The 22757-nt window shown below is 56.1% G+C and carries 24 protein-coding genes; 23 read left to right on the top strand and 1 reads right to left on the bottom strand.

What is annotated here, in order from left to right; genetic code table 11:
• Window positions 1-37: 37 nt before the first annotated feature.
• From RDL66_RS00220 to RDL66_RS00110, 23 genes are all read left to right on the top strand, one after another.
• Complete coding sequence (locus RDL66_RS00220) at window positions 38-871, top strand: hypothetical protein (RefSeq protein ID WP_308534495.1); 834 nt, start codon at window positions 38-40, stop codon at window positions 869-871.
• Window positions 868-1605: a Flp pilus assembly protein CpaB gene (gene cpaB, locus RDL66_RS00215; protein ID WP_308534494.1), complete on the top strand. Its 738-nt coding sequence runs from the start codon at window positions 868-870 to the stop codon at window positions 1603-1605. Before RDL66_RS00220 ends, cpaB begins: the two co-directional genes overlap by 4 nt.
• Complete coding sequence (locus tag RDL66_RS00210) at window positions 1602-2882, top strand: AAA family ATPase (RefSeq protein ID WP_308534493.1); 1281 nt, start codon at window positions 1602-1604, stop codon at window positions 2880-2882. The genes cpaB and RDL66_RS00210 overlap by 4 nt, the downstream gene beginning before the upstream one ends.
• A gap of 14 nt (window positions 2883-2896) precedes the next feature.
• On the top strand, window positions 2897-3250 hold the full coding sequence (locus RDL66_RS00205) for a hypothetical protein (RefSeq protein ID WP_308534492.1): 354 nt from the start codon (window positions 2897-2899) through the stop codon (window positions 3248-3250).
• The gene (locus RDL66_RS00200) at window positions 3247-3624 is read left to right on the top strand and encodes a pilus assembly protein (protein WP_299294949.1); all 378 of its coding nucleotides are present in this window, start codon (window positions 3247-3249) and stop codon (window positions 3622-3624) included. The genes RDL66_RS00205 and RDL66_RS00200 overlap by 4 nt, the downstream gene beginning before the upstream one ends.
• 2 nt (window positions 3625-3626) lie before the next feature.
• Window positions 3627-4925: a CpaF family protein gene (locus tag RDL66_RS00195; protein ID WP_308534491.1), complete on the top strand. Its 1299-nt coding sequence runs from the start codon at window positions 3627-3629 to the stop codon at window positions 4923-4925.
• Window positions 4925-5851, top strand: coding sequence for a type II secretion system F family protein (locus RDL66_RS00190; protein WP_299294953.1), 927 nt, complete (start codon window positions 4925-4927; stop codon window positions 5849-5851). The genes RDL66_RS00195 and RDL66_RS00190 overlap by 1 nt, the downstream gene beginning before the upstream one ends.
• The gene (locus RDL66_RS00185) at window positions 5851-6750 is read left to right on the top strand and encodes a type II secretion system F family protein (RefSeq protein ID WP_308534490.1); all 900 of its coding nucleotides are present in this window, start codon (window positions 5851-5853) and stop codon (window positions 6748-6750) included. The genes RDL66_RS00190 and RDL66_RS00185 overlap by 1 nt, the downstream gene beginning before the upstream one ends.
• A complete protein-coding gene (locus RDL66_RS00180) occupies window positions 6734-7921 on the top strand; it encodes a sensor histidine kinase (protein ID WP_308534489.1) in 1188 nt (395 codons plus the stop codon). Before RDL66_RS00185 ends, RDL66_RS00180 begins: the two co-directional genes overlap by 17 nt.
• A gap of 14 nt (window positions 7922-7935) precedes the next feature.
• The gene (locus RDL66_RS00175) at window positions 7936-8583 is read left to right on the top strand and encodes a response regulator transcription factor (RefSeq protein WP_308534488.1); all 648 of its coding nucleotides are present in this window, start codon (window positions 7936-7938) and stop codon (window positions 8581-8583) included.
• 100 nt (window positions 8584-8683) lie between these two features.
• Complete coding sequence (locus RDL66_RS00170; protein WP_282922410.1) at window positions 8684-8899, top strand: hypothetical protein; 216 nt, start codon at window positions 8684-8686, stop codon at window positions 8897-8899.
• Window positions 8900-8991: 92 nt separating this feature from the next.
• Window positions 8992-10506 carry a hypothetical protein gene (locus RDL66_RS00165; protein ID WP_308534487.1) on the top strand — a complete coding sequence of 505 codons (1515 nt, stop codon included), beginning with the start codon at window positions 8992-8994 and terminating at the stop codon, window positions 10504-10506.
• A gap of 43 nt (window positions 10507-10549) precedes the next feature.
• Entirely contained in the window at window positions 10550-11059 is a 510-nt protein-coding gene (locus RDL66_RS00160; RefSeq protein ID WP_299294965.1) for a hypothetical protein, read from the top strand.
• Window positions 11060-11071: 12 nt separating this feature from the next.
• Window positions 11072-11680: a hypothetical protein gene (locus RDL66_RS00155; RefSeq protein ID WP_308534486.1), complete on the top strand. Its 609-nt coding sequence runs from the start codon at window positions 11072-11074 to the stop codon at window positions 11678-11680.
• Window positions 11677-12372 (top strand): prepilin peptidase, encoded by a 696-nt coding sequence (locus RDL66_RS00150; protein WP_308534485.1) that lies wholly within the window; start codon window positions 11677-11679, stop codon window positions 12370-12372. Before RDL66_RS00155 ends, RDL66_RS00150 begins: the two co-directional genes overlap by 4 nt.
• Before the next feature lie 157 nt (window positions 12373-12529).
• Window positions 12530-14242 (top strand): OmpA family protein, encoded by a 1713-nt coding sequence (locus tag RDL66_RS00145; RefSeq protein ID WP_308534484.1) that lies wholly within the window; start codon window positions 12530-12532, stop codon window positions 14240-14242.
• A 28-nt stretch (window positions 14243-14270) separates the two neighbouring features.
• Window positions 14271-14738, top strand: a complete 468-nt coding sequence (locus RDL66_RS00140; RefSeq protein ID WP_308534483.1) for a DUF192 domain-containing protein — start codon at window positions 14271-14273, stop codon at window positions 14736-14738.
• A 9-nt stretch (window positions 14739-14747) separates the two neighbouring features.
• Window positions 14748-15185: a hypothetical protein gene (locus RDL66_RS00135; protein WP_308534482.1), complete on the top strand. Its 438-nt coding sequence runs from the start codon at window positions 14748-14750 to the stop codon at window positions 15183-15185.
• Window positions 15186-15236: 51 nt separating this feature from the next.
• On the top strand, window positions 15237-17492 hold the full coding sequence (locus RDL66_RS00130) for a DNA polymerase III subunit gamma and tau (RefSeq protein ID WP_308534481.1): 2256 nt from the start codon (window positions 15237-15239) through the stop codon (window positions 17490-17492).
• Window positions 17492-18094 carry a recombination mediator RecR gene (recR, locus tag RDL66_RS00125; RefSeq protein ID WP_308534480.1) on the top strand — a complete coding sequence of 201 codons (603 nt, stop codon included), beginning with the start codon at window positions 17492-17494 and terminating at the stop codon, window positions 18092-18094. The genes RDL66_RS00130 and recR overlap by 1 nt, the downstream gene beginning before the upstream one ends.
• A 211-nt stretch (window positions 18095-18305) precedes the next feature.
• A complete protein-coding gene (locus RDL66_RS00120; RefSeq protein ID WP_308534479.1) occupies window positions 18306-19640 on the top strand; it encodes an aspartate kinase in 1335 nt (444 codons plus the stop codon).
• Window positions 19637-20686, top strand: coding sequence for an aspartate-semialdehyde dehydrogenase (locus RDL66_RS00115; protein WP_308534478.1), 1050 nt, complete (start codon window positions 19637-19639; stop codon window positions 20684-20686). The genes RDL66_RS00120 and RDL66_RS00115 overlap by 4 nt, the downstream gene beginning before the upstream one ends.
• 82 nt (window positions 20687-20768) lie before the next feature.
• The gene (locus RDL66_RS00110) at window positions 20769-21128 is read left to right on the top strand and encodes a thioredoxin domain-containing protein (RefSeq protein WP_308534477.1); all 360 of its coding nucleotides are present in this window, start codon (window positions 20769-20771) and stop codon (window positions 21126-21128) included.
• Between the two features lie 95 nt (window positions 21129-21223).
• Here RDL66_RS00110 and RDL66_RS00105 read toward each other — a convergent pair whose 3' ends face one another.
• Window positions 21224-22630 carry a hypothetical protein gene (locus RDL66_RS00105; RefSeq protein ID WP_308534476.1) on the bottom strand — a complete coding sequence of 469 codons (1407 nt, stop codon included), beginning with the start codon at window positions 22628-22630 and terminating at the stop codon, window positions 21224-21226.
• Window positions 22631-22757: the final 127 nt, after the last annotated feature.

The raw sequence follows: 22757 nt of genomic DNA, 5'->3' as shown, positions 1-22757 counted from the left end.
TGCTACGTTTTGCCCTGTTGCAGGTGTGCCGGAAACGGTGACGAAGTTCGGTAAGGGTGAGGTCGAGACGATGCTGCAGGTGTTGGAGACTTGGGGGAACGAAAATCCTTCCCTGGGGGTGCGACACACTGATAGCCTGGTGGAACTGTTCGACAACCTCGAAGTCTTATCGCAAGACCCGCAACCTTGCAGCGTTTTTGTTCCTGATGTCAAAGCTGCCCGGCAAGCCGCCTGGGTGCGCACCGTCCTGCAGGTTCCTTTTGAGATTGTGGTCCTCACCGGCCCCACCACGCGCCGCGCCCTGACCATGTACCTGATTAACTCACTTGTGGAGCCGCGTTTTCACGTTTTAGGGCAAGCAATAGTTGACGTAATTGACCCATTTATCGAGACTCGTTTCCTCCTGAGTTCGGTTTTTTCCCTGAACCAGCCTCGACCCTCACTGTCGCAGATGCTGCAATCCCTCGCGAAAAGCAGCGTTTTCGAGGCAGACGTGAATGCGGGGAGTGTGGAAAAAATCACTGCCGCCAAGTGGAGCGCCCACCCCGACGGAATCAGCATAGAAGCGCGAACCTGGAACCCGGAAGATAACGTTCCCTTAGAAATGTTCCCCGCACACACCCACTTCACCTTACAAGCCGTACCGAAGGATTCCGCCTGGGGTCAACGCCAAGGCAAACACTGGGTGGAGGCGAGCTGGACCAACGAATCGGTTGACGCCATCCGCAAGGCCCTCAAAAACAACATCAAACCCCGACAATGCCAGCGTTGCGAACAATACGTGGTGGGCAACATCTGTGCAAACTGCGGATTTGCCGGTGAATCCAGCCCTGAACCCGATGAGACGAAGCAAAGCTTGGAGGCTTTATGAATTCCAGACAAAGACGCGGTGTCATCCTGCTGTTGGCCACCATTGTGGCGGCCATCGCGCTTTTCGTGTCCATCTTTCTGTATGTCAAAGAAATTGATTCCCGAGTGGGGCCGGAAGTGGACGTGGTGGTGCTGGCGAAAGACATCAAAGAACTGGCGCCCATCACCCCGGGGGATGTGAAAATCGAAAAACGCCCGAAGAAATGGATTTCTGCCAGTACCCTGCTGAGTAAAAGCCAAGTACAGGGCATGGTTGCCTCCGGAGACTACGCGAAAGGAACCACCCTGCAGGAGGGCATGGTGATCAAAGCCCCCACGGTAGAACCGGATTACCGCGAAATCGCCATGATGGTGGATGCGGAAACCGGTGTGGCCGGCAAGATTCGCTCCGGAGACCGGGTGGACATCATCGCCACCACCCAAGAACAGAACGGGGTGAATCGCCAATCCAAAGTTTGGGTCGAAAACGCGCTGGTAGTTGAGGTGGGAGTACCCACCACGGTAAAGAAAGAAGACGAGCAAGGCTTCGCGAAAAACGATAAAGTCCCGGTGACGTTCGCTCTTCCCGTGGACCAGTCTTTGGCTCTGGCTTATGCGGAAAGTTTCGGTGAAGAAGTCCGGTTAGCGTTGCGCGGCCGCGGCGACCAAGGCCAATCCAATCCGCTACAGTTCCCTAACGCTGCTGCAAAACCGTCTGGGGGACCTGGTCCAGCGCAGTCAGGAGAAGGAAAATGAGCGACGCTCACATTATCAGCTCAAATTTAGAGGAAATTACCCAGATTCAGGCCACTTTGGTGGAAACCGGATTGTTTGAAGAGGTGAGCTACAGCACGACTCTGGGCGACTATCGCCGGTTACGTAAACGCGACTCCAGCGTAAAGGTCGTACTTGTTTCCACCCGATTGGAAGGCTTTACCTGGATTGAAGGCGTAAAGGAAGTCCACCACGAGGACGCGCTTTCCCCGGTGGTGTTGATTACGGACGACCAAGAATCCATCACGGTAAACGATGCAATGACCGCGGGGTTGTCGGAAGTCGTCTCGGCCAACCCCAGCCTGGAAGAATACGTAGCCAAACTGGAGCGGGTCATCAGTCGGCTCAACACCCTCAATCGGCGCCTGGAACCCACCGAAATGAAAACCGAGACTGCAGGACATTTGGAAGTGTTCTTTGGAGCCAAAGGCGGGGTGGGAACCAGTTTGCACGCCACGTTGTTCGCTCGGTTTTGGGCCGCCCACGTGCGCACTTGCCTGGTGGATTTGGACCTGTACAAGGGCGATTTGGCGGCCTACTGCGCGGCTCTGCCCCGGCGCAGCATCGTTGATTTGGCGGAAATTTCGGAAGAATTGTCCGGACGGAGCATTGCCGAAGTGGTGCACAAACTGGAATGTGGCATTGACCTGATTGCCGCTCCCAAGGATGTCGAACAAGTCGAAAACATTGACGAACGTGACTTGCAGCTGATTCTCTCTGCGCTGCGTTTCAACTATGACCTGGTGGTGGTGGATTGCGGCTCGCGGTTGTGGGATTTGGTCGCGGTAGCTATCGAAACCGCTGATGAAGTCACCCTCGTGACCAGCCCGGAGCTGGCGGCGGTGCGGAATGTGCGCAATACACTCAACGATTTTGAGCGTCTGGAGTTGAGTTTGGGGTCGGCGGCTCCCCGGCTGCTGTTCAACCGGGCTACTAAGAAGACGGAAATCCAGCCCGAACTGGGCAGCAAAATGACCGGCCTGAATACGGTTTCTGTCACCAACGAGTCGGGCAACATTGAGACTTACCTCAACACCTCGAACCTGTTGGAAGCCAAAACCAGCGGATGGGACTCTATCTATCGCGGAATGTGGGAATCCCAACGAATTCTCACCGAGCTGAGCTCCCGGAGGGAACGACGCAAGCAAACGAAGCTCGCGAAGAATCCTCAGGAAGTCAAGGAAGATGGGGCGAATAAAAGCCACGGGAGGCGGGCTTTAAAGAAATTTGGCACGAAAGAAAAAGAGAAAAAACAATGATTAAGGGGGAGATTGTGGAAAGAAAACTCGTGAAAGAAAGCGGTCAAGCGACCGTGGAAGGCACGATGGCCATCGTGGTCCTGTTGGGACTGCTGGTGGTGTGTGCACAAATGTTGCTCTGGGGAGTTTCCCACTACATTGCTTATACCGCCGCCGAAGAAGGCGCCCGGTTGCATGCCCGCGGCGCCAGCGTGGCCCAGGTCAACGCAAAGATTGACCAGTGGGTGCCGAGCTTTTGGGACGCTGCTCCGCGAGCCTCGTGGGGTTCGGACACGGTGACGGTGTTTCTGCGGACCCCGGGCCCGGCCGCGAACTTGTTGGATGACGTGAGCTACACGGCCCAGGTTGTAGGGGAGGAAACGCAATGAAAGCCCTGATGCAGTGGATGAAAAACGAACGAGGCTCCAACTCGGTAGAGCTGGTGGGCATTTCGATTGTGGTGATTTTCTTTACGGCACTGTTGGCGGAAGGCCTCTACATCGGTTCCGCAGTGGGTGCCACGCAACAGGCCGCTCGTGATGCTGCCCGGGCGCAGATGCTCGGCCAGTCCGCCAGCATGGCAGCCCAAGAATCCACACCGGATTGGTTGCGTATCGTGAACCTATCTACCGGGGGTTCCGTGCCGGGATGTCTGGGTACCTGCGCGGAAGTCACGACTTCGGTGCCGGTGGGGTTGCCGAGCCTGACTTTTGCCCACACCCAAATCACCCAGCGAGCTATTTTCCCGAAAGAACCCCGGTAACTATGCCCCTGACAACTCGTGTTTTCAGTGATGAGAAGCGTCTCGATCGTGACGCTCAGCTCGCGGAGCATTTTCGCCAGCGACTGCTGGAAGAAATCGATTTGGAGACGATTTTTAAGCTGGATAACTCCAAGCGTCGAGCCCGCCTTGAGAAAGTCCTGCTGCGTTTGATAACGGCTGAAGGGCCGGTTATTTCCAGTCGGGAACGTGCCAGCCTGATTCGGCGCATAATCGATGAAGCGGTGGGTTTGGGGGTATTGGAGCCCCTGCTGGCTGATGGAAGCATTACCGAAATCATGGTCAACGGAATCAACGACGTGTTTGTTGAACGCCGGGGACGTCTGGAACGTGCCCCTTCTGTGTTCCGCAACGAAGACCAGTTATACCAGGTCATCGACCGGATTGTGTCTTCGGTAAACCGTCGTATCGACGAATCTTCCCCGATGGTCGACGCCCGGTTGGAAGGTGGGGAACGTGTCAACATCATCATTCCCCCCCTGGCTTTGGACGGACCTACGGTGACTATCCGGCGTTTCCCCCGGCCCTTCCGACTGCCGGACTTAGTGACGAAAAAATCCATCAATAAGCCCATCATGGAACTGTTGAAGGTACTGGTTGAGGCCCGCCTGTCCGTGCTGGTGTCCGGCGGTACCGGCACGGGAAAAACCACCTTCCTCAACGCCTTGTCCGGGGCTATCCCCGAAACTGAACGCATCATCACCATTGAGGACGATGCGGAACTATCCCTCCAGCAGGCCCACGTGGTGCGGCTGGAGTCCCGCCCCGCCAACATCGAGGGGGAAGGTGAGGTCACCATTCGTGACCTGGTGAAAAACGCCCTGCGGATGCGCCCCGACCGAATTGTCGTAGGTGAGGTTCGTGGTGCCGAGGCGATGGATATGCTCCAGGCGATGAACACGGGCCACGAAGGCTCCCTGACCACCGTCCACGCCAACAGTGCGGAGGATGCGTTGGTGCGTCTGGAAACTTTGGCCTCGATGAGCGAGCTGGAGTTGCCGGTTGACACCCTGCGTGACCAAATTAATACGGCTCTGAACATCATCGTGCAGTTGACGCGCTCGGTAGAGGGCTACCGTCACGTCGCCGAGATTTCCGCTCTGTTGTCAAAACACCGGGAAAACTATCAGGTTTCGACCATCGCCAAATACGTCTATGACGCAGATCCGGTGGGTGATGAACCGGGTCACTTTGAATATTTCCCGCTCCCGGAAAGCTACGTGGAGGCCATCCGTGTCAAGGGCCTCAGCGTCCCCACCGAGTTCTTGCGGAGGAAAAAGTGATGTCGAGTTCTTCGCTAGTTGAGCTGGTCGCGCTGTGTTTTTGCATCCTCTTGACACTAACACTGACCTACTGGCGCAACTACCGTCTGCGCAACGCGGAACTCACCGACCTGCTGAATGCCGACAAAGGGGGAACCCGCAACGGCCTGTGGACTCGACTGGAAAAAGGTTTTGCGGCGTCTCGCCCGGGAACGCGACTGGGGGTTTACCTTCGCGCCACCAACATCAGCCTTTCGGCGCTCAGTGTCGTCCTCGCCTTGATGGCAGTCACATTACTGGCATCTTACCTGGCGTTTCGTCTGGCCGGAATGGTGGCCGGGGCGGTGGTTCTGTTCCTGATTCCTTTCGGATTCAAGTCATGGCTGTCCAATCAGCACGAGAAACGCCTGGCTCGCCTCATCGGCCAGCTTCCGCAGGTGGCACGGATCCTCGCGAATGCGACGTCTTCGGGGTTGTCCATTCAGCGGGGGATGCAGATGGTTTCCACCGAAATGTCCAAGCCGGCTTCCGAGGAGTTTGCCCAAGCCGTGCATTCTTTAGAAATGGGCGTGACCCTGCAGCAAGCCTTGACGGAACTGCGCGACCGCAACCCCTCTCGGGAGGTGTCGGTTCTGATTCAAACCGTGGTGATTCAATCGAGAGTCGGGGGCAAGCTGGTTTCCGCCCTGACCGATATTGCTGCCACATTGGAGGACCGCAAAGAGCTGGCGCGAGAAGCCCTGACCGCGACTTCCGGAGCCAGATTCTCCGGCTACATGGTCGCTGCTATCGGTATCCTGGCACCCATCGCCATCGCCTCGGCCTCCGGTTCTTCCATTGATGAGTTGCTGCATACGGATACGGGACGTATCGCGGCGGCGGTCGGAGGAACCATGATTGCCGCCGGAATCTGGTTGATGTCCAAGTTAGCGAAGGTGAAAGTTTGATGCTCACATTCTTTCCCATCCTCGCCCCAGTCCTGGCCTCGATGCTGTTCTTGCTGGCCGCATGGTCTTTGCGTATCATCACCGTCACCAAGGTCGATCAGTCGGTGGAGGCCGCTCCTACCGCTCAAAAGAAAGCGTTTCGTGCTTTTGAAGCGGTCATCGACCGGATTGGGAAAGTCGCACAAGGGGGGTTGGGGTTCCTGTATCCTCCGTCGCGCCGTCGCCTGTTGATTCGTACTCTCGATGCGGCCGGGCATCCTGAAGGCTTGACTCCCTCGCTGTTTATTCAGCGCCACTCCGGTTTCATCGTGGTCGCTGTGCTGGTCGCCGTGCCTTTCTTGATCCAAGGTAACGTTTTGATGGCGGCCATTTTTGGGATTGGTTTGGCGGAGTGGATGTGGATTTGGATTTTGCTCTCGGCAAAGGACCGGCGTGCCGAAGTTGAATCCAGTTTGCCGGATTTCCTAGATGTGCTGGGGGTAACGGTGTCTTCAGGGATGTCTTTCCGTAAATCCATCCAGACCGTCACTCAGTTCTATGACGGGCCGCTGGCCGAAGAACTCTCCACCGTTCTCTATGAAATGGGGGTGGGAATCCCGCGGCGGCAAGCCTTCAGTTCCATGCGGGAGCGGGTTCCTTCCGACTCGATGGATTCCTTCGTGACCGCAATCCTGCAAGCTGAGGAACTGGGTGTACAGCTGTCGGATGCCTTGACATCCATCGCGGTAGAGGTCCGTCGTGATCATGCGGCGCAGGTACGGCGTCAAGCCGGGCGGGCTACCGCAAAAGTTTCATTAATTGCTACCGTCCTGGTGGTTCCTGGTGCGGTCGTGCTGATGTTTGCCTCCCTGTTCCTGCCGATTTTGCAAAGCGGTGCTTTCAATGCCTTCTTGGGTTAGCACCAACGGCAACCTGCAGGAGCAGCTGCGCAATCTGATGCTGCGCGGTCCCATCTTGATTGCATTGGATGTGCGAGTGGTGCTGCTAGGGATTTGTCTGGTGGCGAACCCGGAGCCGAAACCGCTACAGGTGTGGGCGGCTTTCCTGGCTTTGGCCGGGCTAAATTTTGTGCTGTTGTGGCGCAGCCGACGCAATCGGCTGATGGTTCAGTCTTTGCGCCGTTGGCAGGTTTGCGACGCGATTTTGACCCTGATGGGTTTGAGCATTATCCAAGGCAACGATGGTTGGAGCGCCTACCTGGTCATTTACGCCGCAGTGTCCGCCAGTTTGTATATGTTGATCTCAGATGGTTTGCTGCCTTTTCTCATGGGACCGGCGTTCATCGTAGTGATTTTCCTGGTCACTAACCAGTTGGGGGCGACCGTGTCCCTAGAAGTCCTGGTGCAGTATGCCCTGATATTGTTCGGGCAAGTGCTGGGGATGGTGATTCGCCACAACTTCGCGACCCTGTCGGCCGCCATGGAACGCTCCGCCCATGAACGTGAAGTCAACCTAATCCAATCTGAACGTCTGGAAATGTCTCGTGAACTGCATGACTCTTTGGCCAAAACCGTTCACGGCACCGAGATGATTGCGGCGGCGACCCTGCAAACTTTACGTGCCGAAAACTCGGCGGCTTTGCCGCAAATGGAGGCAATTCGCGATGCCTGCCGGCAGTCCTCACGGGAAGCCAGGGAGGTGCTCACCGGTCTGCGCACCCTCTCGCAGCAGGATTTTCGGGAAACTTTGGTTCTGGCTGTCGAGCAGTTTCGGGCTGATAACGCCATCTCCGTGGAAACCGCGATTCCGCTGAAACTCCCTCCCATCAACCCTGATGCCCAGTGGGCGGTCGTGAAAGTTCTGCAGGAACTGCTGGAGAACGTGCGCAGACACTCCCACGCGACCGAAGTCAGAGTCGAAGTCGTTAAGAACCAGGACTCCTTGTTCCTGACCATTATCGACAACGGTATCGGGCTGCCCACCGACAAGCTAGCCAACCTCGCCTTGCGTGGTCACTTCGGTCTGGTGGGGATGCAAGAACGAGTCCGCGCCTTGGGAGGGTCGGTCAACATCATGTCTCACAGTGGGGGCGGCACAAAAATCACTTTGGCAATTCCACTTGACGAGTAATTGAGGAGGATTTCATGAAAGTACTAGTAGCTGATGATGCCCCCATTATGCGGTTTGGCATTATCTCGATTTTGCGTCAATACTGCCCGCAGATAGAGATTTTGGAAGCTGGAGACGGTGAACAAGCTCTCGAAATTTTGCGCGGTGAGAATCTGGATTTGGCACTGTTGGATGTGCGGATGCCGAAACTGTCAGGGCTTGGGGTTTTAGAACAAAATGACACCGAAGTGCCCATCATCATGGTGACCCATTCCGAAGAACCCGCCATTATCCAAGCTGCCATGCGCGGGGGAGCCTCAGGTTACCTCGTGCTGGGCGATATCACTCCTGAAGAAATCGGGGGGGTCATTAAAACCTGCCTGAACGGGGGCATGGTGATGAGCAAAACTGCTGGACGCGGGCTAAAAGCAGCGGCGAGCGAACACTTCGATATCCGCGATGAAGTCAGCCAACGGGAAGCCGAGATTTTGGATTTTGTGGTCCAAGGAATGTCCAACAAAGAAATCGCTAAGGAACTGTTCCTTTCCGAACGCACGGTAAAGAACTACTTGAACGCCTCGTACAAAAAAATCGGGGTCAATGATCGTAATCAAGCCGCCATAGTGTGGCGTGACCGGGCTTTTTCTGTGGACTTGGCGTGTTTGGAAGTTGGGGCGCTTTAGGGGCGAATGCCCCAAGAAGGTGGGGCGGGTTCGTAGCCAGAATAAAAGTGCAAACGAAGTTGACGACCGTTGACTCGCTAGTACCAAAAGGAGAAACAAAATGTCTATTCAATCCAAGATTGATAACGCTTTGATTGCGGCTCAGGTTAAGTTGACCAAGCTGACCGAAACCGAAGAAGGCCAGAACTCTATCGAATACGCCGGCATGATTGCTGTGGCCGGTATCATCATCGCCGCGATTGTGGCTGCGGCATCCGGCTGGGGCAGTGAACTCGTTGCCAAGATTAGCGCTGCTATTGCCAAGATTGGCGGCTAATAGAGCCTGTGTTGCGGTTGTGCCCCGTGCCCGTATCACTGGGCGCGGGGCACAACTTTTGTTGGTAAAAATTTTTTCGATGGGGTGGGAACGTGTTGATCAAATGGTTGAGGTATCTGAAAAGTTCTGAACGCGGTCAGGCCAGTTTGGAATACGCGGGCATGATTGCGGCCGCGGGCATCCTAATCGCGGTCATCATCGGGGCTGCACAAGGGTGGGGCGACACCTTGGTGTGCAAAATTTCCGGCGCAATCAGCGGAGGCAATGCTGGATGCTCCGCCAGCGTTTCGGCTAATTCCGCAATTCCAGACAAAGTCCTGGCTGCTGAAAATTCTATGAATTCGGTAAACAAAATCGGCGGCTCCGTGCCTATAGAAATTTTTAATGTGGGGGGTGACTACCAGGGAAAACAAAAGATGCAACTGAAACGATACTTCGATGGTAGTTACGAACTGGTAGTTGAAAATAGTGATGGGCTCTCGTTGAACGGTTCTGTCGGGAAAGATCTAGACACTAAGAATTATGGTGTAACGGCGGAACTTAGTGCGAATGCTGAACTGGGCGGATCCAAGGGCGAAACGCAGGTTTACCGCTGCCAAGCCGGTCAAACCGGCTGTATTGAAGCGCTTAAGAAATTCGCTGATGAAGCGCAACGCACCCACGAAGCCAGAGGATTAGAACATCTCACCGACAAGAATGGTAATCAGCTCACCGTCGCTGAGGACTGGAAGTTTTGGCAGGTTGACGCATCTGCCAGCGGCAAAGCAAAGTTTGGAAATAAAATAGGGGATAATTCCGCAGCTACCTCGATTGATGCCAGCGCAGCCATTTCCCTGAGTGGAAACGCGCAATGGGCTGAGGACTCGGTCACTGGCAACAAGAAACACACCGTGAGCGGTACTTTTGACGCCAAGGCTGCGGCGTCTCTGGGCAAAAAATCCAAGGAAAAGTGGGGCACGGAAAATGGTACCGAAAATACTTTTGACATTAAGTCTCCCTCTCTTTATGCCGGTGCTGGATATAAAGGAGCTTTCCAAATCGTCACCGAACGTGACGCAAAGGGAGAACCCATCGGCATCAAACTCATCACTACTAGAGACATGAATGCCAATGCTGGTGTCTCAATGACTGCCGGCACTGTTAAGTCGAAACCGGTAGGGGCAAAGGATCCCAGCAGGTCTAAGTTTGGCCCGAATCTGAGTGGTAAGCACGACTTCGTCTCTTCTGCCGCGATGACCACCACAACGTTGAAACTCAAAGACATCAAAGATCCAGCGTTACGTGCCAAAGTGAAGGCGCAAATCAACAGCGATACCCTTAGCTCCAACCCGGTGCACGCGGCTCAAATTATCGCCAACGGGGGCATGTATGAATCAGATCCGGGGGCGGATAACCCGGTCGCAAAAGCCCTATATCAGCATGGGGTGTCCACCACTCAGACTTTCGCTACAGATAAAAATTCAGGTGAAGCCGGCGTGGACTTAATCCTGGTACACAGCAACAACGAGTGGTCCACTGATAACCGTAAAACTCTCGCCACTCAGTACCTTTCAGCGCCGGATTCGGCGGGAAAGAGGCATGTAGAAACTTATAATCCTAAACCGTAGTATATGTAGTGGTGTTTTGTTCGTGTTGATAGAAAGGGTTGTAATGAAACACAAAGCGATTTGGGCCATGTTTGCGGTCTGTGCAGTTTCTCTAACTGGTTGCGCCGGAGGCGGCGAGGCAGCGCCGAAAGTACCCGACGGCTGGGTGACTGACACAGTTGCTGGCAAAGTTGAGTTTGCCTATCCAAAGGATTATGACAATACGGATGGCGAATTCTTTAACTGGAGCAATATCCACGCTTCAAAAAACCTGTATAACTATGTGGTCGGTAATCAGGACGCTACCGTAACTGAAATTCCACAGGCAGAAGGTACGTTCGTTTCCCAAGCGACCGGGTTCGAGTACAACCTACAGCCAGGTCGAGTGGAAAACATCAAAATGCAGGGACATGACGTGCGCACCCTGGACTTCACGATTAGTGATCAAAACCTAGCGAGCCGTGCCTGGTTTATAAAGATTGACGACAATACGGTAGTTTCCATTGCTGCCATGTTTGAAAAACAGAACCAGGCAAATCTCGATAAAGTCGCTGAATCTATCAAGATTCTTTAGATAGGAAAGTCCATGAATTGGATGTTGAAACGACTGAAAAGCGAGGATGGAGCGGTCTCCTTGTTGGGGACGGTGGCTATTCTGGGGGCGTTGGCGGCTTTCTCAATCGTCTTCCTGATGTTGGGGTCGGCTACTACTGACCAGCGTAATTCCTCGACTGCGGCGGATGCGGCGGCTCTGGGTGGTGCGCGTCATTGGGCGGATACGATTAACGTTTCTTATCAGGCGAATTTGGCTTCTCCCACCAATGCGACGTTCTGGGCTTTCGCTGGACATCCGGCGACGTCTTTTGCTGTTGGTTCTGCGGCCTCGGCAGATGCTTTTGCAGCTGCTAATAACAATGAGTTGTTGTCTTATCTGACTATGGCTCCGGCAAAGACTTATGCGAAGGTTCGTAACTTTGACACGATTGAAAAGTCTGACACTGTCAAAATGCGGGCTGAGTCGTATGCGGTGTTGAAGGTTAAGGACAGGGGGGTTTGCCTGCGTGGTGGCCAAATCGGTTTGTTTTGGTCGGGTGTGTGCTGGATGAGTATGCCCCCGGGTTTGGATCCGAAAGCTCCCCCGCCCCCCGGGTTCCCTCCAGAGACAACGATTCACACCAGACTTGTTAATCAATGACCCTGGATTTATCGTCATGGATTGTCCCGCCCCTGGGGGCAATCTTGGGGGGCGCGGTCGCGTTATTCTTTCGCAAAAAACTCCCCAACTATTTTCATGAGTCTGCCAGACCTTCTTCGCCGGTTTTTCTGGCTGTTTCCACTGCCATAGTTTCCGGCCTTGCCTCTCACGTTGCCCTACGTTTTTTCAGTGCGGCGGGTCCCACTGTGCTGGTTGCTTTGGTGTTCGCTGTGGTAACCCCCACCTTGATTGTTACGGATGCGCAAAAGCATCTGTTGCCTAATCAGATTTTGGGTTTTGTGACTGTCACAGAGCTGGCTGCGCTGATTGCCGGCATTATCGCCGCGGACCTCGTCCCCCAGTTATCCCCGGTGCCCGGCTCCGGCGTGGCCGTGGGGATTCGTGCTTTACTGGGGGCTCTGGCCTTTTCCGCGGTCATGTTCCTCCTCACCTTGCTCAAGACCGGGCTCGGTCTGGGGGATGTGAAGTTGGCGTTTCCGTTGGGGATGATGTTGGCATCGCAAAGTTGGACGGCGTTATTCTATGGGGTAATTCTGGGATGGATACTCGCTGGAATCGTGGCAATCGCATTGCTGGTCACCCGCCGTGCCAAACGTGACACCATGATTGCCTACGGTCCCTACATGATTGTCGGGGCTTGGACGGTCTGGCTTCTGGGACTTTTTGTCTAACTGCCGGGGACGGAGTGCAAACCCAGCGGAAAACCGGGTTTCTGGAGGCAATCGGCGGGGATATTTTTACCTGAATTTAACAGGGATAAAACTGGGGTTTTACCTTAGCTTGTTAATCTGCAAATTGAGTGTGACTACTACGGAAAGCTGACGATTTATGGTGAAACGTGGTTTGAGGATGCTGGTGGCGGCGACCTTCGTGGCGGCGCTGGCGTTGACGGGATGTGTACACACCGGGAAAGATACCCCAAAACCAGCCAAGACTGACTCTTCGGCCAGTAAAGAGGCGCCGCAGAGCCTACCAGGCGCCATCGACCTGAAAGCCGACTTTGAGGCCGGTTCTATGTGGGCCCAGGTAGGCCCGCTGTATCGGCTGGATAACGGCAATTCGGCGCTGGCACTTACGGTGGGCATCGATGACGTGAACTCTACCATGGTGAGAGGCAGTGTCGGTACTGCTCTCACCACCCCGGATTACCCCGCGCAAAAGGAATATTCGGGGATGTATCTGTTGACGGACACCGAGGTTTTTGAACCCTGGCGTGACGATCAAGAACACGTTCCCTACGTCAAACAGGATGGGACCGACACCAAGAACAGCAGTTTCAGCGGCAAGGAGGGGGACCCGATTTCCGAAAGCGTCCTGGTACCTTTCGGGGACATTGGCGATGATCCGGGCACGATCGGAGTAGATTTGGGCCTCATCGGTTTCGCCTACGATGTTCCGGTCCAGGACGCGGCAAAAGCCCCCAAGTCGTTGCAAAAAGCTCTGGGTAGCTTGCCCGACAAGGCAGCAAAAGATAACCACGGGGAGTACTCGGCTTTCACCATAGTTCCGGGCATGGACGTGGCTTCGAGTTCAAAGAGCCTGGATGTGACTTTGGCGGCCGATGTGTTCTTTGATTCCGGCAAATGGGACATTAAGCCCGAAGCCCAGGCGACCTTGGGTGACTTGGCGAAAACACTAGCGACTCACGAGCCGGGTGAGGTAACTATCGTGGGTCACACCGATAACGTGCCTGAGCCGACTATTGGGAACCAGGCCTTGAGTGAGAACCGAGCGAACGCGGTGAAGGCCGTGCTGGAAGGGAAATCGGAGTTGTCCGGGTTCACCTTTAGTGCTTCCGGCAAGGGCGAGACGCAACCGGCCGTGCCGAACACTGATGACGTTTCGCGGGCAAAGAACCGACGGGTGCAGGTTTCCATTAACACCCCGGTTAAAAAGGAAATCCTCGAACTGCAGGCGACCAGCGCGGAAATGCCCGCCCCGTATGCCCAGGAATCTGATTGGCCCAAGGCAGTGCTTTACAACGCCAGCCGCAGTGATGCCAGTAAGCCCCAGTATGTGCAAATCTCGACCTCCCAGGCCGTAGCCTACCCGAACTACACCCTGGTGACTTTTACGGTGGAAGCTGTTGACCAGGTGGGTTCCATGCAGTTGAACCTAGGCGGTTTTCACCGTCCGGAAGAGACGACTACCAATATCAGCTCTGTCTTCTACGGGCCTGATATTTTGCTAGGTTCGGCGCGTACCGTGCCGTTGGAATATCCGCGTATCGGTGTTAACGGGAAAAATATACACGGGGTGGTGACGGGCGGAAGCCTAGGCGCCATTCCGCTGTTGAAACCAGGTGAAAAGTGGACTGTTCCGGTTCTGTACCCGCCGGTTAACACCAAAACCATCACCATCGACGCCTCCAAGGAATACAACCATGTCAAGTACGGCTACCGGATTAACGACGTCCCGGTGAAACAGGCTGGTGAGGCGTCCGACTCTCCTCAGGGTTCTAACAAGCCCGCACCCCAGAAGAACCAGTCTGGTCACACCAAACAACCCAGCGGCTCTTCCACAGAATCTCCGACAGCGTAACTTGGAGAGACGATAGCGAGGAAACAAAATGGTGAACCGACCGGGACCCATTTGGGCCGACCTCGAAAAACCGGATTTTATGGTGGAATCCGAACGCTTCGTGCCTGTCTATGTAACCAAGAATCGTCGCGATAGAAACCAGGGGCTGCTGTACTCTGCCAGCACTCCCGGGATTGTGTGGATAACGAAATGCAATGGAATTCACACAATAGCCATGCGTTTCACGATTGACGTGGCTTACATGGATCGACACAACCGGATTTTAGAAATCGTGACCTATCCGCCCGGGCGCATTGGTAGACCGCGATTTCGAGCCAGTTCCGTACTGGAGGCACAACCCGGAACTTTTGGGGAACTCGGATTGAAACCGGGGGCGATTTTTGCGGCAAAGCCTGCGGGAGAACCTGAATCTGAAAAAGGCAAAGTGGCGCTTAGCGGAGCTGCGAAAGCGACGAGGGTTGGTACAGTCGAATCTGTCTCAGAGGGTAAAAGGTGAGGTCATACCGTGGAAATTAGTTATGAAGAAACCGCCGTATCGAACGAATTTCCCACCCGCAACGCCCTGATTGGGCTGTTCCTGGGGGCGGTCACCCTGGGTGCACAAACCTACCTGGTGATGAAATCCCCGGCCATGGCGGAAATGTTGATGACCGGGTGGGGTGGATATTCCGTGGCTTACGGAGCCTTGGATTTGTTGCGCTGCCTGGTGGTGTGCGCGTTTGCGTTGTATCTGTTGCGGGCACGGATGAACCCGGATTCCGAGCGGCCTTTCGTGGTGGTGGCGGTATTTACCACGATTATTCCGTGGGCTGTTTTACAGGCCTACATTCTGATATTGGCGATTCAATCCGGCGGTTTTACTCCTTTGGATTTCCTCTGGGGGGCGCTATTGGCCAGCATCGCGGGGGCGGGGTTGGCGCTGGGTTTGATTCGGCCGAAATAACTGTGCGGAACTGAAAAAATTTCACCACCGGGGCTCGGGTAGAGTAGAGACATGATGACTGCCCTGTATCGCCGCTACCGTCCCGACACTTTCGAAGACGTAATCGGTCAAGAACACGTAACTAAGGCGCTGCAGGCGGCTTTGGCGAACGGGCGGGTCAACCACGCTTACCTGTTTTCGGGGCCGCGGGGCTGCGGCAAGACGACCAGCGCTCGGATTTTGGCGCGCTGCCTGAACTGTGCCCAAGGGCCGACCGCTACCCCGTGTGGGACTTGTGATTCCTGTCGGGATTTGGCGACGGGCGGGCCGGGTTCCCTGGACGTCATCGAAATTGACGCAGCCTCTCACGGCGGGGTGGACGACACCCGGGAACTGCGCGATCGGGCGGCCTATGCCCCGGCTCGGGATCGGTTTAAGATTTTCATCATTGATGAGGCACACAACGTGTCTAAGGAAGGTTTCAACGCCCTGTTAAAGCTGGTAGAGGAGCCTCCGGAACATATTAAGTTCATTTTCGCTACCACGAACCCCGAAAAGGTCATTTCCACGATTCGCTCCCGCACCCATCACTATCCGTTCCGGTTGGTTGCCCCGGAGGTATTGCGCGACTATATGGCGGATTTGTGCCGTTCCGAGGGCGTCACGGCCGAGGACGGGGTGCTGGGGCTGGTGGTGCGGGCCGGAGGCGGTTCGGTGCGCGATTCTTTGTCCATCCTCGATCAGCTCATTGCTGGCGAGGCCGAGCCGAAGTTGCACTATGACCGGGCCGTGTCCCTGCTGGGCTACACCGATTCCGCGCTATTGAGCGGGATGGTGGACGCTTTGGTGTCCGGCTCCGGTGCCGAGGCCTACACGGTGGTGGACCGGATGATTCAAACCGGGCATGAACCGCGGCGTTTTGTTGAGGACCTGCTGCAATATTTGCGTGACCTGGTGGTGATGAAGCTCGCTGGGGCGGGAGCCGGAGCCGTGTTGGGGGATTTGCCCGAGGCCGAACTGGCGGCGATGCGTCCCCAAGTGGCGGCTCTCAGTCCGCGCACCCTCACGCGCTGTGCCGAACTTGTTGACGAGGGGTTAACCGAGATGGTCGGGGCGACTTCCCCGCGTCTGGCCTTGGAGCTGTTGGTGGCGAAACTGCTGTTGGCTACCTCCACGGAGGGTCTGGCGTCGCCCCCACCGGCGGCGACGAAAGCTACCGGGTCGGGTGCTCGGGACAGTAGTGGTCCTGTTCCCCTGGTGACACCCGCGCCCGCTGAGACTCCTTCACAAGGGGTTCTCACCAGCGCCGTTGCGGGCTCGGCTGGTTCTGCCGCGAGGTCAGGCGCATCTGCGTCTCAATCAGCGCCGGTTTCCCCTCCACAGCGCGGAAAGGACACCGTTTCACAGCCCGAGCCAACTATGGCGCCCCGTGAGGAAAAATGGGAGTTTAAGCCCACCCCGTGGGACATTCCCGGTGGTAACACCGGCGGTACGGATCAGCCAGATAATCCAGGCCCAAGCACTCAGTCCGGGCAAAAGCCTGCTCGACGCGATACCCCGGCAGACCAACTCGCTCCCGCCACGCCTCCCGCTCCCACCGCGACTTCTGCTCCCGCTCCCACCCAGGACGCGCAACCGACCCAGTCCGGCACTGGCACAGATAGAGACTATGAAAAAATCCGCGCCAACTGGGGCAAAATCATGGCTCGTGTGAAACAAAATCACGCCGCGACCGGGAACCTGTTGGAATCCCACGGCCAACTGCAAGGAATGCGCGGCTCGACGGTGGAAATCGCTTTCCCGAACCCCGGATTGGTGCGGGCCTTCGGGGAACGCCACACTTCCGCCCTAGCCGGGGTCATTCAGGGATTTACCGGCCTCAATGTGGAAGTGTGCGGAGTGGTGGCTGGTTTCGGGGCGCCCGCTGCTGAGCCCGCCCCCACACCGGAGCCGTCCGATGCTGAGCCGGAGCCGCTCGACTCGTCGGAGGGTTTCCCCCAGCCGCCTGACCCGGCCAATTTTGAACCAGAGGTACCTCAGGACTGGCCCGAATCCCCTGCTCAACGTCTGCCTCGACCTGCTGAACCAAGTGTGCCAGTTGCTGAGCCAGAAGCGCCCGCGTCTGCTGCCCCTGCGGAGCAACCCACACCTGCAACCGCGACCACACCTCGTGACTCGAAAGAATCTGGTGAACCACGTAAACAGCCTGACCCGCAAGTTTCGGGGGAAATGAAAGCGGGAATCCAGACCGCGCAAGCCATGTTGGGCGGAACCATCATTGATCCGAAAACCCCGCCCGGTTCCCCATTGGCAAAGGCAGGTCGGTGATGAGCCAAATTTTCACCGATGCTCTGCAAGACCTCATCGATGCGCTGGGGAAAATGCCCGGAGTGGGGCCAAAATCCGCCCAACGCATCGCATTTTGGGTGCTAAGTGCGGATGAAGCCGACATTAAGAGACTCACCGAGGCGCTGACCAGCGTTAAGGAAAAGGTTCACTTTTGTGAGGTTTGCGGCAATATCACCGAACACCCGGTATGCGCGATTTGCCAGGATTCCCGCCGGGATCAGTCGCTCATCTGCGTGGTAGAACAAGCCACCGACATTGTTTCTCTGGAACGCACCCGGATGTATCGCGGGCTTTATCACGTTCTGGGCGGCGCCTTGGATCCCATCAACGGGGTCGGCCCCGATCAGCTGCGGATTGCCGGGCTAATGACGCGCCTGCAGGATTCCGCCATCAAGGAAGTCATCATCGCCACCGACCCCAATACGGAAGGCGAAGCGACCGCGGCATACCTGGCACGAATGCTCTCTGCCATGGGAATCCCCGTCTCGCGGCTGGCCTCCGGCCTGCCGGTGGGAGGAGACCTGGAATATGCTGACGAAGTGACACTGGGGCGCGCCCTGGAAGGCCGGCGCCGCCTATAGAAACCTCGATTCGCTCAAACTGTCTGCCCAAAAACTGCCCACCCACAATCTCCCGCCGCAAAACCACCCGCTCCAAACCGCTTGTCGGGAAAACCCGATTCGCCTCCCGGCGGCGAATTCACGAGTTTCGGGCATAATAGCTATAATCAAGACGTCAGCAGTAAAGGTGCCGCGGCCCTCACTGCCGCGTGTCGGCTTAAGGGAGGTTTTCATGGCGCTGGTTGTGCAAAAGTACGGCGGCTCGTCTGTATCGGACGCAGCGGCCATGAAGCGTGTCGCTAAGCGTATTGTTGCCACCAAACGAGCAGGTCACAAAGTTGTCGTAGTGGTTTCCGCGATGGGAGACACCACCGACGACCTGCTGGATTTGGCCGGTTCCGTCACGCAGAAAGCCCCCCAGCGGGAAATGGATATGCTGCTGTCTGCCGGGGAACGGATTTCGATGTCCCTGTTGGCGATGGCCGTGAACGAACTCGGTGAAACCGCCATATCCTATACAGGCCAGCAAGCCGGGGTACTGACCGACAATCACTATGGCAAGGCACATATCGTTTCGATTGTTCCGGAACGGGTAGCCCGCTCTATTCATGATGGCAACATCGCGATTGTGGCGGGATTCCAGGGCGTGAACGAACGTAAAGACGTGACTACACTGGGCCGTGGCGGTTCAGACACCACCGCGGTGGCGTTAGCGGCTTCCCTTCACGCTGATGTGTGTGAAATCTATACCGATGTGGACGGTATGTTCACGGCAGACCCACGTATCGTCTCTAAGGCAAAACAAATTTCGTCCACAACTTTTGAAGAAACCTTGGAAATGGCTGCCCACGGCGCAAAAATCCTGCATCTTCGGGCTGTCGAGTTTGCGCGGCGCTACCACGTGCCCCTCCACGTGCGTTCTTCCTTTTCGGACAAATTAGGCACCTGGATTTCCGATGGCCCGGCTCATCCCGAGCTAAAGGGATTGGTGCCCGACAGTGCTTTGACATTTGACCCTGAAGCCCAGCTCATGAAGGAGACCCCCGTGGAGGAACCGATTATTTCCGGCCTCGCGCATGACCGCAGCGAGGACAAGATTACTTTGGTGGGAGTGCCCGACGAACCGGGTCGAGCCGCCCACATTTTTGAGATTATTGCCCAAGCCGGCGCCAACATCGACATGATTGTGCAAAACGTGTCGACGGTGCAGCCAGGCGCTACCGACTTGACAATCACTCTGCCCCACGCCGATGCTGCGGACACAGTAAAGGCGCTAGAAGGTGCGAAGGCGGAAGGAGGTTTTCTAAAGGTCGTCCACACCGGCAACGTTGGAAAGTTGTCGCTCGTGGGCGCCGGAATGCGAACCAATCCGGGTGTTTCTGCAAAACTTTTTGGAACTCTTTCCAAGGCGGGAATCAACATTGACATGATTTCCACTTCGGAAATCCGCTTGAGCGTCCTGGTCAGCGAGGATCAGCTGGACGAAGCCGTGCGTGTGGTTCACAGCGCGTTCGACCTCGATGCTGAACAGGTTGAAGCCGTAGTTTATGGAGGTACGGGACGATGAGCCAGGATAATCTTTGCGTAGCCGTGGTGGGCGCCACCGGCCAGGTGGGTCGGGTCATGCGGACTTTACTCACGGAACGAAACTTCCCCGCCTCCCGTTTTCGTTTCTTTTCCTCAGCCCGATCGGCGGGTACTGTGGTTGACTTTCGGGGTCAGAAGGTCGTGGTGGAGGACACCGCGACAGCGGACTTTTCCGGGGTGGATCTCGCTATCTTTAGTGCCGGTGCCGCCGCCTCGCGCGAATTTGCTCCGAAATTTGTTCAGGCAGGAGCTGTCGTGGTTGACAATTCCAGCGCCTGGCGCAAAGACTCGGAATGCCCCTTAGTTGTCAGTGAAGTCAACCCCCAAGACTTGAAAAACCGACCGAAAGGCATTATCGCCAACCCGAACTGCACCACCATGGCGGCCATGCCGCCTTTGAAAGTACTGCACAACCTGGCGGGGTTGACCCGGTTGACAATTTCGAGCTATCAGGCGGTGTCCGGATCGGGACTGAAAGGCGTGCGCGAACTGGAACGCATGGTAAAAGCCGTGGGGGACGTCTCCAACCTGGACAAACTCGTTCTCGACGGCAAAGCTATTGCCTGGCCGTCCCCGGAAACCTACGTGGCTCCCATCGGCTTTAACGTGGTGCCTATGGCTGGTAAATACGTAGACGACGGCAGTCTGGAAACCGATGAGGAACAAAAGCTGCGCAACGAATCACGTCGTATCCTGGGCATACCTGACTTGCGGGTGTCTGGCACTTGTGTGCGGGTTCCGGTGCTGACCTCCCACACCCTCACCATTCACGCCGAGTTCGCCCGCCCCATCACTGTTGAACAGGCCAAACAGGCATTAGACGGCGCCCCTGGAGTGGTGCTGCAAGACGTGCCGACCCCGCTCGATGCTGCCGGGATTGATCCCTCCTTGGTAGGCCGTATCCGTCAAGACCAGGCGGTGGCGGATAACCGGGGCTTAATCATGGTGGTCTGCGGCGATAACCTACGCAAAGGGGCGGCGCTCAACGCGGTGCAGCTGGCTGAACTGGTCGCCGCTGACCTCTAGAATAAAGTTAAATATTTGAAGACAATAAACTTAGAGTCCTATCTCTCTGTGCTAAACTCATTGCAGGAAGGAGCACCGACTCATGGCAGTAAATATTGTCACTCAAGAGAACATGGCTCAGGCCATGAGTGAGAACGATATTGTGGTGCTCGAATTCTGGGCTCCGTGGTGCAGTCCATGCCGCCTATTTACTCCGGTTTTTGAACAGGCTTCCTTGCGTAACCAGGACGTTTTCTTTGGCACCGTCAACACCGAGGAACAAAAACCGTTGGTGAGTGCGGCGGGCATTGTCTCCATCCCGACGCTGATGATTTTCCGCCAGTCAGTTCTGGTGTTCCGTGAGGCCGGTTTGCTCCAAGGCACTCAGCTGGACGAACTGCTTCACCAGGTTCGGAACTTAGATATGGCTCAGGTCGCAGCCGGACACGGGGCAGTACAATAACCCCGCTAAAACCTGCACGTCACCCCCGGTTCCGCCGGGGGTAAAGCATATTTCGCGGCCTACAAACCTAGGGACGGCAATCAGCAAGACGCTGCTTACTTATCCCACTGCGGAGGAATGTACTTGCCTTTTCCGAAGCGTGCCGCCAAGTCGCTGCCCACCACGATGCCGTCGCCTGCGGTGGTGTTCCAGCACACCACGCGGTTGCCGGAATTACTGGCGTGGCAGGCAAAAATCCCGTTGGTCACCGTTTCGTTGGCAGCCAAAGTCCCTTCCGTGGCGGTGTCGATAGGTTCGATACACGCATACTCGTGGTTGCGGCTGTGCGAGGCGTAAAGCGCATCGCTGTATCCCGAATTCGGGGCTTGCGCAGAACAATAGTAAGGATCCGTGGAGTTAGCGAAACACTGTACTTGTGACTTGCCGAAAATGCAGCGAACATTGCCATCAGCAGTGGTAAAACTGTTGAGTTTCTTGGCATTTGCGGGGGGAGCCAACGGATTCGTGGGTGTGGGCGTAGGCGAGGCGCTGGCGCTCGCGCTGTCATCAGGGACAACCTGTTTTATGGTCTGGCCGGGGTGGGGTCCCGGAACCTCAATAATCTTGGTGGGGCCGGTGTAACCTTCCGGCAAGCTAGTTTGTACCAGCTCTTGGGGAGTGGCGTTGACACTCGGGGTGGGTTCGGCCGCGTTGGCACTGAGTGAAACTGGTTTTTCAGCTTGGCTGGTGAGCCCCCAGACAACCAGCATAATCACGACCAGCCAAATCAATAACCCGAAAATGATCCACAGCCAAAACCGGTTGAACCGGCGTCTGGCGGTTCCCGCAGAACTGGGAAGCCGGGCACCAATCTTTTCGGTAGTAGAGAGAGCCGGAGCTGCGGGGTAGCTGGCCAGGTAATCTCGAGGAGTGGCGGTTCGTGCCCGGTTTATCGCCGCCATTTCGGTCGCGGCCGTGGCGGCTGAAGTTGAACCGTCCTGATATAACTCCAGCTCATTAGCAGTAGGCTGAGGGTTTTTAACGACGGGCGCAGCTGGCTTTTCGGAGGGCTGAGGTTCCTCAGAAGCTGGCGGTTCCTTCGGCTGGGAAGTATTGGGCTGCGGGGCTGTCGCCGGTTTACTCGGTTGAGGTACTTGGGGTTCTGGGGCTGTCGCCGGTTTACTCGGTTGAGGTACTTGGGGCTCTGGGTGGACTGGCGGTTTTGAGACGGGCTTGGCTGAGGCCATGTACTCCGTCACATAGTTTTCCAGTTCGCCTCGCTGCACCAGTTTGGCGCGTTTCGCTAAGGCCGCATTAATCTGTGTATCTTGCAGTTCACCTAACCAATCCAACAGGTCGGGATAGGTTGATGGGTTCAAAGCCAGCAGGGGACCCAGCTCGGGAGCATCTTGCGCGATAGTCTGCAGACGAGCCAGAGGGGTATCTGGATTGATAGCTTCAAGTTGTTCCTTAGATAATTCTTCCATGAGTGCACCGGCCTTGATCTCTGAAATGGAAATCACCTCTCATTATATCTATATTCCTAGCGTTTTCCAAGGTAATCATAAGGTTTGTCCATGCAAAGGGTGTGAATCCTGCACCCGAAGGCAGGAAAGCCCTCCCGGAACACTGGCAACGCCCGACTTTACG

Source organism: uncultured Mobiluncus sp., from assembly GCF_902488535.1.
Taxonomy (GTDB): domain Bacteria; phylum Actinomycetota; class Actinomycetes; order Actinomycetales; family Actinomycetaceae; genus Mobiluncus.
Note: the sequence above shows the minus strand (reverse complement) of the source record. Positions and strands in the feature narration are given on the sequence as shown.

Excerpts from the sequence above, each read along its gene's own strand:
- cpaB (WP_308534494.1), top strand. The coding sequence starts at position 868 with ATGAATTCCAGACAAAGACGCGGTGTCATCCTGCTGTTGGCCACCATT.
- RDL66_RS00210 (WP_308534493.1), top strand. The coding sequence starts at position 1,602 with ATGAGCGACGCTCACATTATCAGCTCAAATTTAGAGGAAATTACCCAG.
- RDL66_RS00200 (WP_299294949.1), top strand. The coding sequence starts at position 3,247 with ATGAAAGCCCTGATGCAGTGGATGAAAAACGAACGAGGCTCCAACTCG.
- RDL66_RS00195 (WP_308534491.1), top strand. The coding sequence starts at position 3,627 with ATGCCCCTGACAACTCGTGTTTTCAGTGATGAGAAGCGTCTCGATCGT.
- RDL66_RS00190 (WP_299294953.1), top strand. The coding sequence starts at position 4,925 with ATGTCGAGTTCTTCGCTAGTTGAGCTGGTCGCGCTGTGTTTTTGCATC.
- RDL66_RS00185 (WP_308534490.1), top strand. The coding sequence starts at position 5,851 with ATGCTCACATTCTTTCCCATCCTCGCCCCAGTCCTGGCCTCGATGCTG.
- RDL66_RS00180 (WP_308534489.1), top strand. The coding sequence starts at position 6,734 with ATGCCTTCTTGGGTTAGCACCAACGGCAACCTGCAGGAGCAGCTGCGC.
- RDL66_RS00175 (WP_308534488.1), top strand. The coding sequence starts at position 7,936 with ATGAAAGTACTAGTAGCTGATGATGCCCCCATTATGCGGTTTGGCATT.
- RDL66_RS00170 (WP_282922410.1), top strand. The coding sequence starts at position 8,684 with ATGTCTATTCAATCCAAGATTGATAACGCTTTGATTGCGGCTCAGGTT.
- RDL66_RS00160 (WP_299294965.1), top strand. The coding sequence starts at position 10,550 with ATGAAACACAAAGCGATTTGGGCCATGTTTGCGGTCTGTGCAGTTTCT.
- RDL66_RS00155 (WP_308534486.1), top strand. The coding sequence starts at position 11,072 with ATGAATTGGATGTTGAAACGACTGAAAAGCGAGGATGGAGCGGTCTCC.
- RDL66_RS00150 (WP_308534485.1), top strand. The coding sequence starts at position 11,677 with ATGACCCTGGATTTATCGTCATGGATTGTCCCGCCCCTGGGGGCAATC.
- RDL66_RS00145 (WP_308534484.1), top strand. The coding sequence starts at position 12,530 with ATGGTGAAACGTGGTTTGAGGATGCTGGTGGCGGCGACCTTCGTGGCG.
- RDL66_RS00140 (WP_308534483.1), top strand. The coding sequence starts at position 14,271 with ATGGTGAACCGACCGGGACCCATTTGGGCCGACCTCGAAAAACCGGAT.
- RDL66_RS00130 (WP_308534481.1), top strand. The coding sequence starts at position 15,237 with ATGATGACTGCCCTGTATCGCCGCTACCGTCCCGACACTTTCGAAGAC.
- recR (WP_308534480.1), top strand. The coding sequence starts at position 17,492 with ATGAGCCAAATTTTCACCGATGCTCTGCAAGACCTCATCGATGCGCTG.
- RDL66_RS00120 (WP_308534479.1), top strand. The coding sequence starts at position 18,306 with ATGGCGCTGGTTGTGCAAAAGTACGGCGGCTCGTCTGTATCGGACGCA.
- RDL66_RS00115 (WP_308534478.1), top strand. The coding sequence starts at position 19,637 with ATGAGCCAGGATAATCTTTGCGTAGCCGTGGTGGGCGCCACCGGCCAG.
- RDL66_RS00110 (WP_308534477.1), top strand. The coding sequence starts at position 20,769 with ATGGCAGTAAATATTGTCACTCAAGAGAACATGGCTCAGGCCATGAGT.